The 14706-nt window shown below is 36.8% G+C and carries 10 protein-coding genes and 1 tRNA gene; 2 read left to right on the top strand and 9 right to left on the bottom strand.

Annotated features, from left to right (window positions below):
* Nucleotides 1-27: 27 nt before the first annotated feature.
* Nucleotides 28-101 (top strand) — tRNA-Arg (locus tag DRF58_RS04940).
* On the opposite strand, the gene DRF58_RS04935 is transcribed toward DRF58_RS04940, so the two are convergent.
* From DRF58_RS04935 to DRF58_RS04895, 9 genes are all read right to left on the bottom strand, one after another.
* On the bottom strand, nucleotides 67-264 hold the full coding sequence (locus DRF58_RS04935; protein WP_116033503.1) for a hypothetical protein: 198 nt from the start codon (nucleotides 262-264) through the stop codon (nucleotides 67-69). The two genes, DRF58_RS04940 and DRF58_RS04935, sit on opposite strands and share 35 nt — an antisense overlap.
* Nucleotides 265-494: 230 nt before the next feature.
* Nucleotides 495-1412: a carbohydrate kinase family protein gene (locus tag DRF58_RS04930; protein WP_116033502.1), complete on the bottom strand. Its 918-nt coding sequence runs from the start codon at nucleotides 1410-1412 to the stop codon at nucleotides 495-497.
* A gap of 4 nt (nucleotides 1413-1416) precedes the next feature.
* The gene (locus DRF58_RS04925) at nucleotides 1417-1746 is read right to left on the bottom strand and encodes a DUF4975 domain-containing protein (protein ID WP_116033501.1); all 330 of its coding nucleotides are present in this window, start codon (nucleotides 1744-1746) and stop codon (nucleotides 1417-1419) included.
* A 12-nt stretch (nucleotides 1747-1758) separates the two neighbouring features.
* The gene (locus DRF58_RS04920; RefSeq protein WP_116033625.1) at nucleotides 1759-3456 is read right to left on the bottom strand and encodes a RagB/SusD family nutrient uptake outer membrane protein; all 1698 of its coding nucleotides are present in this window, start codon (nucleotides 3454-3456) and stop codon (nucleotides 1759-1761) included.
* Between the two features lie 19 nt (nucleotides 3457-3475).
* Nucleotides 3476-6577 (bottom strand): SusC/RagA family TonB-linked outer membrane protein, encoded by a 3102-nt coding sequence (locus DRF58_RS04915; RefSeq protein WP_245955363.1) that lies wholly within the window; start codon nucleotides 6575-6577, stop codon nucleotides 3476-3478.
* A 12-nt stretch (nucleotides 6578-6589) separates the two neighbouring features.
* A complete protein-coding gene (locus DRF58_RS04910; RefSeq protein WP_116033622.1) occupies nucleotides 6590-8146 on the bottom strand; it encodes a glycoside hydrolase family 32 protein in 1557 nt (518 codons plus the stop codon).
* A 296-nt stretch (nucleotides 8147-8442) separates the two neighbouring features.
* Complete coding sequence (locus tag DRF58_RS04905; RefSeq protein WP_116033500.1) at nucleotides 8443-9756, bottom strand: sugar porter family MFS transporter; 1314 nt, start codon at nucleotides 9754-9756, stop codon at nucleotides 8443-8445.
* A gap of 688 nt (nucleotides 9757-10444) precedes the next feature.
* A complete protein-coding gene (locus DRF58_RS04900; protein WP_116033499.1) occupies nucleotides 10445-13210 on the bottom strand; it encodes a substrate-binding domain-containing protein in 2766 nt (921 codons plus the stop codon).
* A 585-nt stretch (nucleotides 13211-13795) separates the two neighbouring features.
* Nucleotides 13796-14260 carry a hypothetical protein gene (locus DRF58_RS04895; protein ID WP_116033498.1) on the bottom strand — a complete coding sequence of 155 codons (465 nt, stop codon included), beginning with the start codon at nucleotides 14258-14260 and terminating at the stop codon, nucleotides 13796-13798.
* Between the two features lie 290 nt (nucleotides 14261-14550).
* On the opposite strand from DRF58_RS04895, the gene DRF58_RS19100 reads away from it, so the two are divergent.
* Nucleotides 14551-14703: a transposase gene (locus DRF58_RS19100; protein WP_116033497.1), complete on the top strand. Its 153-nt coding sequence runs from the start codon at nucleotides 14551-14553 to the stop codon at nucleotides 14701-14703.
* Nucleotides 14704-14706 lie beyond the last annotated feature (3 nt).

Here is a 14706-nt window from a genome sequence, read left to right as displayed (position 1 = left end):
CAAACCTTTAAACGATAAGGAAACAAAGGACTCGTGGCGCAACTGAATAGCGCATCTGATTACGGCTCAGAAGGTTACAGGTTTGAATCCTGTCGAGTTCACAAGACCGACATTTGAAGTTTTGAACTTCTTATGTCGGTTTTTTTTATTTCCTAATGCATTGTTATAGTGATTTATACACTGAGCTACAATATTCATTTTAGGTGTTTGAAAACTTTTTCCGTCAAATTCAACTTTTTGAGGAAAGTTTACAAGATTTTCCATTAAATCTAAAGCATTTCTATTTTTGTCCTGATGTCAAGTTCTATAATAGTCCCCAAAATTAAAAAAGACTATCTTAAGTTTTGTGAAATCCTGTCCTAAGGATGGGGTGTATTATACATATTATTACAGTTGAAAATTGCCATAATAAGGCTGGTCACAATTTTATTAAAAGGCGGCAACTGAATCAGTTGCCGCCGTTTTTCATTTTTTTTAGCTATGTTTACTGAATATTAACCCCTATAAATTTTTTCCTTTAAAAAATCTTCAATTTCTTCATTTCTCAGTTTAGGATTTGCTCCACTATAACTTGCTACCAAAGCTCCCACAGCGCTTGCAAAATCCAATGCCGTTTCAGGATTTTTATCGGATAACAATTTAGCAATCAGACTTGCAAGAAAAGAATCTCCTGCTCCAACGGTATCTGCCACTTTTACAGGATAACCACCGTGTTGGTAAATATTGCCATTCCATAATAATAATGAACCGTGTTTTCCCAAAGTCACGCAGATGGAATTGGTATTGGTTTTTTCTGAGATAAACTGAATATTTTCTTCCAGATTTTCAGATTGAAAACCTAATTCCGAAGCTATTTCTAAGATTTCCTCATCATTGAATTTAATGAAATCTGCTTTGTTCATCAATTGTTGTAAAACTTCAATATGATAATGCGGCTTTCTCAGATTCACATCAAAAACTTTGAACATTTTAGGATTAGAATTCAGCAGACTGAAAAGTGTATTTCTAGAAATATCATTTCTACAACTCAGGCTTCCGAAGAAAAAAACATCAGCATTTTGAACAATATTTTGAACATTTTCATTCAATTCTATAAAATCCCAAGCCGATGGAAATTTGATTTCGTAGGTTGCAGAACCACGCTCATTTAATGTTACCTGAACAACTCCAGTTTCATAATCCTGAGTGGTAATAATCCCTCTGGTATCAAGTTGATTTTCTTTGATGTAATCAGAAATTATCTTTCCGTCTTCATCATCGCCAACGGCACTTATCATCGCCACCGGAAATCCGAAAGAGGCTGTTCGGAGTGCAAGATTAAGTGGAGCTCCACCAATTATTTTTTCTTCTCCAAACACATCGAAGAGCACTTCTCCGTAACTTACTGCATTTATTTTTTTGTTGAGGAACATCAATTTAAGGATTTTTGATATTAATATTACTGAATGAACTATCTGAACCAAAAATACTCCATTTTTTGTTAACAACATCATACACACGGTTGCTAAACACAATTTTATCATTCACATAAACCACGCAAACACCATTACTCATCTGATCGTTTACTTCATAAACTCCACTAATCCCATTTAAAGGATAAGTATTGGATAAAACCTCACTTCCATTGCTCATCACATTACTTGCAATTCGGTTGGGTTTTGTTTTCGCATGATGTAGGAAGAAAAGATGAAAGAATCTATTTTCATAATAAGGCATTGTTTGAAATTTATTTAAAATTGTTTTCATAAATCTTAAATTTTAGTAACCATTATTTTGTTTGTACAATCCTTGGCTAAAGTTGATTTGAGCTAATGGTATCGGGCAATATTCTTCAATGCCGTGGTCAAATCCTGCTTGAGAATAGTAAGTTCTTTTCGTTTTTTCACCGGAGTAGTAGGTATTCATCGTTCCGGCAGCAACTCCCCATCTCACAAGATCAAAGAAACGGCTGCCTTCCATTGCAAACTCCATTCTTCGCTCCCATCTTAGGGCTTTTCTTGCAAAATCTTGGTTCCAAGTACAGTTCACGCCTGGTTCATATTTGCTAATAAAATTGTTTGAGGTATAACTTCCCGTCAAAACAGTACTGTTTGCTGCTCTTTGTCTTACTTGGTTGATTAATGGCAATGCTTGACTTGCCTGTCCCAATTCGATCAGCGCTTCTGCTTTCATCAGCAAAACGTCGGAATAACGGATGATAATTCTGTTTTTAGAATTGCCATAAAATGGATCTATATTGACCGTACAGCCACATCCTACAGGAACATTTTCTTTTAGTGAAGCATAATAGCCATAGGTTCCCGGACTTCTGACCCAGCTTTCCTGATAGATTTTGTCTTCTTCATATTTCCATGGCAGTCCCGGCATCGCAACTGTATGGTAAAGCCTTGGATCCACTTTATAATTGTTGAGTTGCTTATAATCTAAATCCGCATCATTGTAAGTATCAAACATTGGCAAACCTTGGGCGTTCGTTTTGAAAGCATTGACCAGATTTTGACTTGGTTTATGGAAATCACAACATCCCAAACCTTGTGGCAAAGAAAGTACATCACCGTAGTTCAGCCTTCCGAAAAGCGTTCCGTCATTGTCGGAATATTGAATGGAGAAAACAGCTTCCGGACCATTTTCGTGCGTACCCGGAAGGAAATTGTACCCGAAATCGGATTCCAAAGTATAATTCCCAATTACCTGATTAGCAGCATCAATCGATTTCTGAAGTGTTACTGGATTAATTTGTGTAACGGTATAATTATCATCTTGTTCATACGCTTGGTACAATCTTACTTTTGCCAAATAAGCAAATGCAGCACTTTTCTTTGGTCTTCCAACTTCTGGCTGTATTGCCGGCAAATTGGCTGCGGCAAATTCAAAATCAGAAGCGATGGCATCCCACAATTGTTGGTCGGTTTTAGCTCTGTTTGAGATATTTGGGTACTCTTCTATTGGTGTATTTTCGTCAACATAAGGTACATACTTGAAAAGTGTTTTCAACATAAAATAAAAATGACCTCTCACGAATTTCATCTCGGCAATTCGTTTCTGCTTATTCGGATACGCAGTTTCGGAAAGTTGGTTAAGTGCAGCAATCGCTTTATTACATCTACCAATTCCTACATAATTCAAATACCAAAGTCCGTCTAATTCACCAAAATCCGGGCGAATATTATTAGAAATTTCAAAGAAGTGGAAAGTTTGGATATCATTTGTCCCACTGCCTCCTTTGTATGCATCGTCTGAACGAACATTTCCATAAGGCCAAAGGCTGAAAGGAGTATCATAATGATCATTTCCAAGTGCTGCATAAGCCGCTATCACAAATCCATCCACATTCTGGGGTGTTACCACATCGGCTTCGGATAGAACGCCTCTCGGTTCATTATCTAGAAAATCATTGCAAGAAGTGGTTCCCAGCAAAAAAGCAAAGGCGATTGTAAATAATATATTCTTTTTCATTGTTTTAATATTTAAAAGTTTAAAGGGATAAATTAACTCCAAAATTGAAAGTCAAAGGAAGCGGATAGCCATAAGCAGGGGTTTCCGGATCGACGCCTGTAAAGCTTTTGGATTTGATGGTCAAAAGATTCTGCCCACTCACATAGATTCTGAAATTGGAAATCTTGTATTGTTCAAGAATATCTTTAGGAAGGGTGTAACCAAGTTGTAAAACCCTCAATTTCAAATAACTTCCGTTTTCTATATAGTAAGTAGAAAACCTCGATTCTGCATTGCTATCCACTGTAGTTAGTGACGGAATATCAGAGTTCGGGTTCTGTGGAGACCACGCATTTAAAAGTCTTGTTCCTTTATTGGAACCTACATCATCCACGCTCCAGAAATCGGTTTGATATTTTTTTGAATTAATTACATCCACATCGCCGATACCTTGCCAGAAAGTTGACAAATCAAAGTTTTTATAAGAAAAATTGAGATTGACACCATACATAAAACCAGGGTTCGGATTTCCGATCCATGTTCTGTCTTTGTCATTGATAATTCCGTCCGAGTTTAAATCAGCATAACGGATTCTTCCCAAACCTTTACCTGGCTGTGCGGCAGAATTATCTACTTCCGCCTGAGTTCTGAAAAGTCCGTCGGCAACATAGCCATACATCGAATTGATCGGTCTTCCCAGAATATTATCGGTAGTTCCGTTTCCACCATAATTATTGACAACTGATTTAGGTAATTCCGTTATTTTATTTCGGTTCATTGAAAAATTTCCTGAAATTTCATATCCAAAACCACCTGTTGTTTTATTTTGATAGCCTAATGCTACCTCTATTCCTTTGTTCTCCATTGAAGCACCATTGATCCAACGGTTTCCGCCTTCGCCGATGACGCCTAGATAAGGTGGCAATACAAGGATATCCTTTGTATCTTTTTGATAAACATCCACACTACCTGTCAATTTTTGATTAAAAAACCCAAAATCCAAACCTAGGTTAGTTTGTGTAGTGGTTTCCCATTTTAGATCATCATTTTTTGATTGAGTAGCGATAAATCCGGATGGCAACAAACCACTTCCAACACCGGAAATATCATAAGCTGTTCCGTATGAAGTAGCCCAAGTCGGATTACCACCTGCATAATTGGCGATGTAAAGCGAGTAAACAGCAGAATTGCTGATTTCTTGGTTTCCGGTTTGTCCCCAGCCTGCTCTTAACCTTAAATCTGAGAAAAATGGAATCACTTGTTCTGCAAAATCTTCTTTGTTAATTCTCCAACCTAGTGAAAAAGCTGGGAATGTTCCGAAACGGTTGTTTTTACCGAATCTTGAAGAGCCATCATAACGAAGCGTTGCAGAAAACAGATAACGATTGTCATAATCATACGAGAGTTTTCCGAAGTACGATAACAAACTATAATAGGTTGAACTACCGCCGTTGAAGGCATCGCCGGTTCCGGCATCTGGATACATATAATCTGGATCTTCAATCAGGAAACCTTCTTTTCTCAGCCAAGTATTGTTGTACGTATCTTGATACATTTCCATTCCTCCCAGCAAATCGAAATGGTGATTTCCTGCTTTGGCGGTATAATGAGCAGTATTGGTCCATGTCCATTTTTCAGTATCGGACTGATCAATATTTACAGCATTCTTATTATTCTGCAAATACCCTGAAACATAACTTCTTTGAAGAATTCTTTTGTAATAATTGGAAAAATCAATACCAAAACTTGATTTTAAAGTAAGGTTTTTTACAAGCTGTAATTCAGCAAAAATATTTCCGAAAAACCGTTCGTATTCGTATCCATTATCTTTATTATATTCCAAAAGCCGAACAGGATTCTGCCGGTCATTCATTCCTCCAACCGGACCACCCCACCCGATTCCGTCCACTGTATGAACCGGTATAATCGGCAGTGCCCTCAATGCCGGATCAAGAACACCAGGATCCATCAATTCGTTAGTTTTATTGTACGTAAAATTTTCCCCTATTTTTAATTTACCATCGAAAAAATTGTAAGAGGTATTCACACGGGCAGATAATCTTTTGAAATTGGTCAGTTTCACAATTCCCTCATTGTCATAATAGCCCATTGAAAAGAAATAAGATCCTTTATCTGAAGCACTTGATGCAGAAACATCTAGTGAATTAGCCACGCCAGTTTGAGACACTTCGTCATACCAATTGGTATCGGCAGACTTAATGGTTTTCGCTGCATCTAAATATTCCGGCACGTAGCTGTTGTACAAAGTCGGAACACCATTCTGAACGCCCCAATCGAAGTTATAACTAAGATTATTAGCATTCGGATTCAAACCATCGTTAATATTGGCTTGCCAAAGTACTTGCCCAAATTGTTTTGCGTTGAGAACATCAGTTTTCTTAGCATATTGCGAATAGGCTGTATAATAATTCAGGTCGATTCTCATTCTGCCTTTTTTCCCTTTCTTAGTGGTAATGATAATTACACCGTTTGCCGCTCTGGACCCATATATACTTGCCGAGGATGCATCTTTCAGCACTTGCATAGATTCAATATCGCTTGGGTTTAATTCATGCATGCCAGCTTTTGTAGGCACACCGTCTATGACATAAAGTGGGTCGGTATTATTAAGCGTTCCCACCCCACGAATCAAAACTTTGGTATTCCCTCCAGAAGGCGAACCATCAGTTGAAATATTCACCCCCGCAACTCTTCCTTGTAAAGATTTTACGGGATTGGGTTCTCCTTGTTTGTTAAGGTCTTTCATATCAACAATAGATACCGCTCCTGTAATGTCAGCTTTTTTCTGCTTGGTATATCCGGTCACCACAACTTCGTCGATATTCTTTACCTTATCGGCTGCCAGAATGATGTTGAGGACAGTTTTTTCATCCACCACAATTTCCTGTGTAGAATAATCCGGGTAAGTAAAAACAAGTGTATTTCCTTTTTGCAAATCATTGATTTGAAATGCACCATTACTGTCGGTAGTTGTCATAGTTCCTGTTTCGGAAACAGTAACCGTAACGCCGCTCAAAGGTTTTTGAGTTGGTGAAAGCACTTTACCCTTCACAATTTCCTGGGCAAAAATGTAGGAAAACGGAAGAAGACAAAGAGCGATTGCCATTTTAGATTTCTTCATATAATATAGTTTTTATTTGGTGTTAATCTGATAAGCATTGAATTCTAGAGAAGCTCCATTCGTATTTGTATTTAAAGTCAGTTCTGAGAAATTTTCGTTCGGAAAGAAGATTTCTGTCAGAACTTTTTCGCCGTCGTTGAAGAAGATTTCTATGGAAGTTTTGTCGATGACCAGTTTCATTTTGGCGTTCACATAAATTTCGTTCAAAGGAGCTTTGGTAATTGGCGTTGCATAATTTTTCCCGAAATCTGTTTTACCAGATTTTGAACGGTCTATAAAAAGTTCTTTTGTTTTGTTATCAATCCCGAAAAGAACTTCTTCTCCCAAAGTATTTTTCAAAGAGAAAGTGTATTTTCCTGCATTCATCTTTTTTAAATCTAAATCAATAACTGCTTTGGATAAATTGATTTCAGATTTGGAAATCAACTGATTCTCGGATTTTAAACTAATTTTTTTAGTTATAGGTTTTCCCTGATATTTTTTCAGCTGCGTAACCGGAACATTTTTGAGAATATAGCCGTCTTTTGTTTTCTTGAGCGAAACTTCTCTTGCAACAGTAGTACTGCTTCGCCAAAGCTCGGTCGGCACTTCCTGCGCATATTCCCAATTGCTCATCCAACCGATGATGATTCTTTTATCCTGAGGAACATTATCAAATGAAACGCTGGCATAATTGTCTTTGCCCCAATCCAGCCACACAGCTTTTTCTCGCTGAAGTTGTTTCGTAAAATGCTCATCTATTTTAAATGTTTTGCCATCAAAATCACCAACAAAATACTGTCCTGCAGAACCTTTATTCGGACCACCCGGATTGATATTCACAATCAGCACCCATTTTTCTTCTTTCGAACCTTCCACTTTTAGCGGAAATAAATCAGGACACTCCCAAACACCACCGTGACCACCCAGCTCTTTCCCGAATTCGGATTGAAAAGTCCAGTCCTTGAGATTTTTGGAGGTGTAGAAATGCGCTCTGTCCTGCGCTGCTAAAGCCATTACCCATTGTTTTCTCTTGGTATCCCAGATGACTTTCGGATCACGGAAATCACGGATTCCAGGGTTTTTCAATACCGGGTTTGAGCTGTATTTTGTCCAGGTTTTGCTGTTGTCGAGAGAATAAGCTATTCCCTGAGATTCTACATCAATTTTGCCGTCTTTTTCACGGTTTGGATTGTGGTATGTGTAAATGGCAACCACAGGATTATTTTTAGAATTTCCAAAACCGGAAGTGTTGTTTTTGTCCACCACCGCACTTCCTGAGAAGATATATCCCAAATCATCCGGATAAAGTGCAATCGGCTGTTCTTCCCATCTCACCAAGTCTTTACTGGTTGCGTGTCCCCAATGCATCGGTCCCCATTTGTTGCCATCAGGATAATACTGGAAAAATAGATGGTAAACGCCGTCTTTATAATAGAGCCCATTTGGGTCATTCATCCAGCCTTTTTTTGGTGTGAAATGAAAATTGGGGCGGTACAGCTGTTCTTCCGACGGTGTGGCATCCGCCTGTGCGTGAAGTCCTGATTGGAAAGTGGCAGCGATAATTAAGGTTGATATTATTTTTCTCATTACGATTATTTTATTGATTCCTGAGTATTTAGCAGATTTTATTTTTTTTTTATAGCTTGACTTTTTTCGTTTTTTTTTAACCGAGCTAGTTTTCAATCAGATATATAAGGAAGCCAAATTGTATTTTTATGACAAAACTTCGTTTTATACAGACTCCCGCAGCCCGACCTGAGTGGAGCTCTTTTTGTGAGGAGGCACGACGAGCAAAAAAGCGGGAACGGAGGGCGGATATAGCTGCCCAAATAATTCTCCTTTAAATTATTTCTCGCAGATTTGTCTGATTTTGCAGATTTTTTTTATTCTTTCGTTAAGGTTTTGCTCAATTTTTCTAAGGATACGCCTTTGGTTTCCGGCATCATAAAAATCACGAACAACAACTGGAAAACCATTGCAATGGTAAAAATCAAAAAGACTGTTCCTGCACCAATGGTAGAGAATAACGTCGGAATCAACGACGGAATTACTGCTGCTAAAACCCAGTGGGTGGAACTTCCGAATGCCTGTCCGGATGCGCGGAGATGGTTCGGGAAAATCTCGGAGATAAAAACCCAGATCACCGTTCCCTGTCCGATGGCGTGAGAAGCGATAAACAAGAATAAAAAAATGGGAATCGCCAAGCCCGACCAATGGAAATAAAATGCCATAGAAACCAATCCCAACGAAATGATATAGCCTATGGAGCCAATGTACATCAAAGTTCTTCTGCCGACTTTGTCGATGAGATTAACCCCAACCAAAGTGAAAACCATATTCACAATCCCGATTCCGATACTGCTGAGCAATGCGGTTTTCTCGCCTAAACCAGCCTCTTCAAAAATTCTTGGAGCGTAATATAAGAATGCATTAATTCCCGACATTTGATTGAAAAATGCAACCAGGAAAGCCAGCATCAATGGGAAACGGTACTTTTTCATAAAAATATTTTCCTTTGGTGCATCGGCGTGGTCGTCTTCCATCTGAGCGATAACAGCTTCGGAATCCTGATCTGGACTCACAATTTTCATCACTTTTTTGGCTTCTTCTATTCTGCCTTGCGAAACGAGCCATCTCGGACTTTCCGGAATGATGAAAACGCATAGTGTGTAAATTGTTGCCGGAATAGCCTGCACACCCAACATCCAACGCCAATCGTTATCGCCAATTCCGCTGAGTAGATAATTGGATAAAAACGCCACTAAAATTCCTAAAACGATGTTGAACTGATATAAGGAAACCAATCTACCACGGTCTTTTGCCGGCGCAATCTCGGAAATGTATGCGGGCGCAGCGATGGTTGAAGCTCCAACGCCCAAACCGCCCATAAATCTGAAGAATGCAAATATATAGGGGTCATTCGATAATGCTGAACCTATAGCGGAAAGGGCATACAAGACGCCTATCGCCAAGAGTGTTTTTTTGCGTCCGAATTTGTTGGTCGGGATTCCGCCGAAGATGGCGCCGATAACGGTTCCCCATAACGCCATCCCCATCACGACTGCTCCGTGGAAAGCATCTGAACTTTGCCAAAGCGCCTGCAGTTTTTTGTCGGCCCCGGAAATTACCACAACATCGAATCCGAAAAGAAATCCTGCCAAAGCAGCGGTAACGGACCACAATACAATTTTGTTCATCTGTATATATTTAATATTTTTTATGAGTAAGATGGAATCGCTCTTTATCAATTATATTTACGGATGAGCGATTTCATCAATAGAATTATTAATTTGTTTGTGGCTAATATATCCTGAGATGGTAATGGGAAGGTCTAATTATGTAACAAAATATTACGTTAAGGTTAATTATTTGTTAACTTAATATAAGATACTGAAAAACAAAATATTATAATTAAATTATTTTGTTAAATTATAATAACGTATCAAAAATGTAACATCGATCTACAGAATTGTAACGTGGTTTTTGGGAATTTTTAGGAGTTTAAACTGATGTTGGTGTGGTTTTGTTGACCGAAATTGGAACCTGACAAAATAAAAAAGCAACAACCTATCTTGGGTTGTTGCTTTTAAACTAAGTTCGATAATATTACAATGTTAGAAATTAATTTTGGCTACGCCGACCAATTCGTTAATTTCAAAAATTATTGGATATGCATAGCGTTGGGCTTCAGCCCGATTTGAAGTTTGTAATGTAGAATTGGCTTTAGCCGAAATTTATTATAAGCTTTAGCTAAAGTCAATTAATTTTTCTTAATTAAAAACGGGCTGATCTCAGTTCCTATTGATATTTCAGAATATTTTTGTTAATCGGAATGTGTTTACATTTATCATATACATAACATTCCAAACTTATTCCAAAAAAGTATCACTCCTCTCCCGCACTTTTCCTGTAAATATTCGGGGAAATGCCAAACTTGTTTTTAAAAACGGTGGAGAAATAATTCGGGGAAGAGAAGCCTGTTTTGTAAGCGATTTCGGAAATGGTGAGTTCGGGGTTTTGAAGCATCGATTTTGCCTGTTCCAGTCGGATATTGCTGATATAATCGCTCACATTCACATCAAACATTGCTTTAATCTTTCTGTAAAGCTGGATTCGTGAGATATTCAGAAGGTCAGCGAGATTTTCAACGGAAAATTCGGCATTGTCGATATTGGCCTGGATAATTTGATTCAATTTATTAACAAAAGTCTGCTCCATACTTCCGAACGATTTGCTGTCCACAATTCTTCCGATGTTGTTGGTGTAATAATAACGTAGCTTTTCGCGGTTGTAAAGCAATGAACGCAGCGACTGTGTCAGAATCGGAAAGCTGAAAGGCTTCGTAAGATAAAGGTCAACCCCGGATTTCAGTCCCTGAAGATAAGATTCCTTATTGTCCAAAGCTGTGAGAAGAATGATCGGAATATGAGATGTTCTGAGGTCATTTTTCAGAATTTCGCAAATTTCAAATCCGTTTTTATCCGGAAGATTGACATCGCAGACAATGATGTCGGGAATTTCGCTCAATGCTTTTTCAATCGCATCTTTTCCATCAGAAACCTCAACATCAAATTCATAATTTAGCTTATTGCTGAGGAAAAATGATAAATCTGAATTATCCTCAACTAAAAGTAAGGAATACTTTTCAGATTTATCTTCCGGATTGGCTGGGAAAATTTCACTTTCTGTTTCAGTAAAAACTGCTGCTTTTGCCAACGTTTCCGCATCCATCACACTTGACTCTTTGACCATCTGGTCTTCGTTAAAATGTTTGTTGCCCTTGTAAAGATTGATAATAAATTCTGTTCCCTGAAAAGAATTGACTTCAATTTTTCCAAGGTGAAGTTCCACAAACTGACGGCTCAAATGCAATCCAATTCCCGAACTATTTTTCCGGTTGTTAGAACCTTTGAAATAAGCTTCGAAAACGTTACCGATTTCTTTTTCAGGAATTCCGATGCCATTATCTTTAAAAGTGATTACCGCTTGATTACCTTTTTCCAGAATCGTGATTTCAATTTTTCCGTTGTCTGGTGTAAATTTAAAAGCATTTGACAAAAGGTTGAAATATACTTTGTCCATCAGGTTTCTGTCGATATAAAGCTCCAGATTTTTGTTTGTAGAACGGATTTCAAACTTTATATTCCGTTTCTTAGCTTCATTCTCAAAGTCTCTGAAAATCCCATAAGTGAAATCATAAATATTGGTTTTGGAAACCCTAAGATTGAAGGTTTTATTTTCTATTTTTCTGAAATCCAAAAGATTATCTACCAAACGCAGCAATCGGTTAGAATTTTTATTGATGAGCTCAATTTCATAAGACGGTTTTGTTCCCTTGCTTTTAAATATTTCTTTCAGCGATTCCAAAGAACTTAGAATCAGCGTTATCGGCGTTTTGAATTCGTGCGACAGACCTGTGAAGAAATTGACTCTCGCTTCGTTACTTTGCTTGAGTTCATCGGCAATCATCTCAATCTGATTCCTCTGAATGGTGATTCTTTCGTTGGTCAAAGTGAGTTGTTTGTTTTTTATTTTAATGGCATAAATCAGGTAAATCGCATAAGCAACGAGGCAAAACATGAGCATCAATAAAACCACCGACCAGCGGAATAATTCTTTTTGGGAAGCATACAGTTCGGTCTGCTTTTTCACAGCATTCACTTGATTTTCTATCACACCCTGTTGCTCAATAATTTTGTCAAACTGATTTCGCATAATTTCAGCATTCAACCTGTCAATAATGGTTGTACTGAGCTTGATTCGTTTCGGTGGAATTTGCCCGTTGTAGATTTTAATCGCCGATTCTATAGCTTCTGCGCCACCCGTTGGATAAAGCAAGGTAGCGTTCAGTTTTCCATCTAAAACCATCTGAATCCCACCATCTTTTGTGTTCAGGCCATCCACACCGATAAATTTAATTTGATTTTCCACACCGGCGTTTCTCGCTATTTGCCAGGCTTGTGTAGCGAGTTGGTCATTGAAAGCAAAAACATACAGACTTTGATTACCCAAAGAATCCAGCGTTTTCCTGAAAGCCTCTGCCGGAAGACCTTTGAAGGTTTTTATTAGTTCTGTGTTGGAATTATTTTTTATAGTTTGCTGGAAACCCAGACTTCTTTCAATTGTTGGTGAAGAGTTATCATCGCCTTTTATTTCAATAACTTTTTTCAGATTCTTGGAATCAGAAATAATATATTGCCCTGCTTCTTTGCCAATTTCTATATTATCTGCACCGATGTAAGTGGTATATTTTGAGGAGTTTATTTTCCTATCAACTAAAATTACCGGAATTTTTTGCTCATAAGCTTTCTCCACAATAGGAATGAGCGAGTTAGGTTCAATGGGAGAAATAATGATGATATCTACTCTACTGTCAATCATTTTTTGAATATCCTCAATCTGCTTTTTGACAGAACCTTCCGCTTTGCTAATGCTCAATTGCACCTCCGAATGCAAAGATGCCTGAATCTCCATAGAATGATTCATAGCCTGTCTCCAGGGATGATTTCCTAACCCTTGCGAGAAGCCGATATTTATTTTATCCGATTTTGTTGAAGCATCCTTGCAACCATGCAAAATCATCAGCAACAAAAATAAAACGGTACCAACCTTGGGGGAACCAAACGTTCTAAAAGCTTTTTTTGTGGACATATGAACACAATATTAATAAAGATGTTTTACACCTGCAATTTTAGTGATAGTATTTTTATATTAATTTATTATTTTTTTTTCTTTACTTCATTCAGATATAAAGATTTTCAAATTAGACTACAATTAAAAAAAGGCAACTATATATTTAAATATACCAATATATAATATGTTTACAATCGATCTAGTTTATTGGTATCTAATAGTAAAACTACTTCTTTTAGATAAAGATACAATCTGGTACACTAAATGTCTTGTCAACTAGATTAATACAATTATATACCAGGATGTACTATTATTGTATTTAAAAAAGAAACAGGGCAAACCCCATCATATTTTATTAATAATCTTAAAAAGAATAATTAATATCAGTAAATTAAAAATGCAGTGACTTTCTTCCAAAAAACCTTATCATTTAAAAGTAGAGATTTTAGATAAAATTATTACTAAAAAAAGAAAATCTTATGAAAAAGAGCAAATTTATAGAGGGCCAGCTTGTTTTTGCTTTAAAGCACTGGTATATTATTGCCATTTATGCCCACTTCGATTGTTAAAATGTTTAAAATTAAATTGTAAAAAATTTTATAACTACAAAAAATTAGTAATATTTAATTCTTGTTTAACTTGGCTCAACCTAATCAAATCATCTATAAAAGTGTTTGAAGATACGCTCGTTAAGGTCACAAGACCGACATTAGAAGATTTTTTGCTTTTTTGTCGGTTTTTTTTATTTCCTAATTCTTTCTTAATCAATAATATAGAATTAGCTAAACTGTTAATTTTTGTGGTTTGAAAATTCTCTCCATCGAGGATTAACTTTTCAGAATATATCAGACCAACAATCGCTCTCTTATCTAGAGTATATGCATTTTTATACCTTTCAGAAATATTTGTAATGGCGTTTAATGCCTGATCAATCTTTTGTTCAACATTTTCATTTTCTGAAGAAATTTTTAAAGAATTTAATTTAAATGTAAGATTTTCTATTTCTCCTTTGTATTTCATTTTAATACTTCTAAAATCTTCTTCATCTAATTTATCTTCAATAAACATATCTCTAGCTTTTTCAATTCGTTGTTCAATAGTATTTAATTTATTTTGTATAAGTTTCCGGTCATCTTGTAAACCATTAGAAGCAACTGCGAAATTTTGCTTAAGAATTGTTTTAAAAATCTTTTCAGTTCCATTATTAAAACTAAATTTTGATAATTCTTCAACAAATAAATTATTTACAATTTCTGAATTATATCTAAACCCACATGAAACATTACAATGATAGTAATAGTTGGATGTACTAATTTAGTGTCAAGTTAAAGTTAAGCATAAAGCCTTAATTTTAACTTATGAAACGAGGTAGAAAAATCTACGCCCCTGCTTTTAAACCCAAAGCTGTTCAGCTAAGCAAAGAACGAACTAATGTGTCAGAACTCGCAAGGGAGCTGGGAATCGCAGTCACGCTGCTTTACAAATGGCGTAAAGAGTACGAAGAAACCTAACGA

The organism is Epilithonimonas hispanica (assembly GCF_003385395.1).
In the GTDB taxonomy this organism is placed as follows: Bacteria; Bacteroidota; Bacteroidia; order Flavobacteriales; family Weeksellaceae; genus Epilithonimonas; species Epilithonimonas hispanica.
The sequence above is the reverse complement of the archived record's forward strand: the minus strand, read 5'-3'. Positions and strand labels throughout refer to the sequence as shown.

What these genes read in the sequence shown, in the direction of transcription:
- DRF58_RS04935 (WP_116033503.1), bottom strand. Translation starts at nt 264, where the DNA reads ATGGAAAATCTTGTAAACTTTCCTCAAAAAGTTGAATTTGACGGAAAA.
- DRF58_RS04930 (WP_116033502.1), bottom strand. Translation starts at nt 1,412, where the DNA reads ATGTTCCTCAACAAAAAAATAAATGCAGTAAGTTACGGAGAAGTGCTC.
- DRF58_RS04925 (WP_116033501.1), bottom strand. Translation starts at nt 1,746, where the DNA reads ATGAAAACAATTTTAAATAAATTTCAAACAATGCCTTATTATGAAAAT.
- DRF58_RS04920 (WP_116033625.1), bottom strand. Translation starts at nt 3,456, where the DNA reads ATGAAAAAGAATATATTATTTACAATCGCCTTTGCTTTTTTGCTGGGA.
- DRF58_RS04915 (WP_245955363.1), bottom strand. Translation starts at nt 6,577, where the DNA reads ATGAAGAAATCTAAAATGGCAATCGCTCTTTGTCTTCTTCCGTTTTCC.
- DRF58_RS04910 (WP_116033622.1), bottom strand. Translation starts at nt 8,146, where the DNA reads ATGAGAAAAATAATATCAACCTTAATTATCGCTGCCACTTTCCAATCA.
- DRF58_RS04905 (WP_116033500.1), bottom strand. Translation starts at nt 9,756, where the DNA reads ATGAACAAAATTGTATTGTGGTCCGTTACCGCTGCTTTGGCAGGATTT.
- DRF58_RS04900 (WP_116033499.1), bottom strand. Translation starts at nt 13,210, where the DNA reads ATGTCCACAAAAAAAGCTTTTAGAACGTTTGGTTCCCCCAAGGTTGGT.
- DRF58_RS04895 (WP_116033498.1), bottom strand. Translation starts at nt 14,260, where the DNA reads ATGTTTATTGAAGATAAATTAGATGAAGAAGATTTTAGAAGTATTAAA.
- DRF58_RS19100 (WP_116033497.1), top strand. Translation starts at nt 14,551, where the DNA reads ATGAAACGAGGTAGAAAAATCTACGCCCCTGCTTTTAAACCCAAAGCT.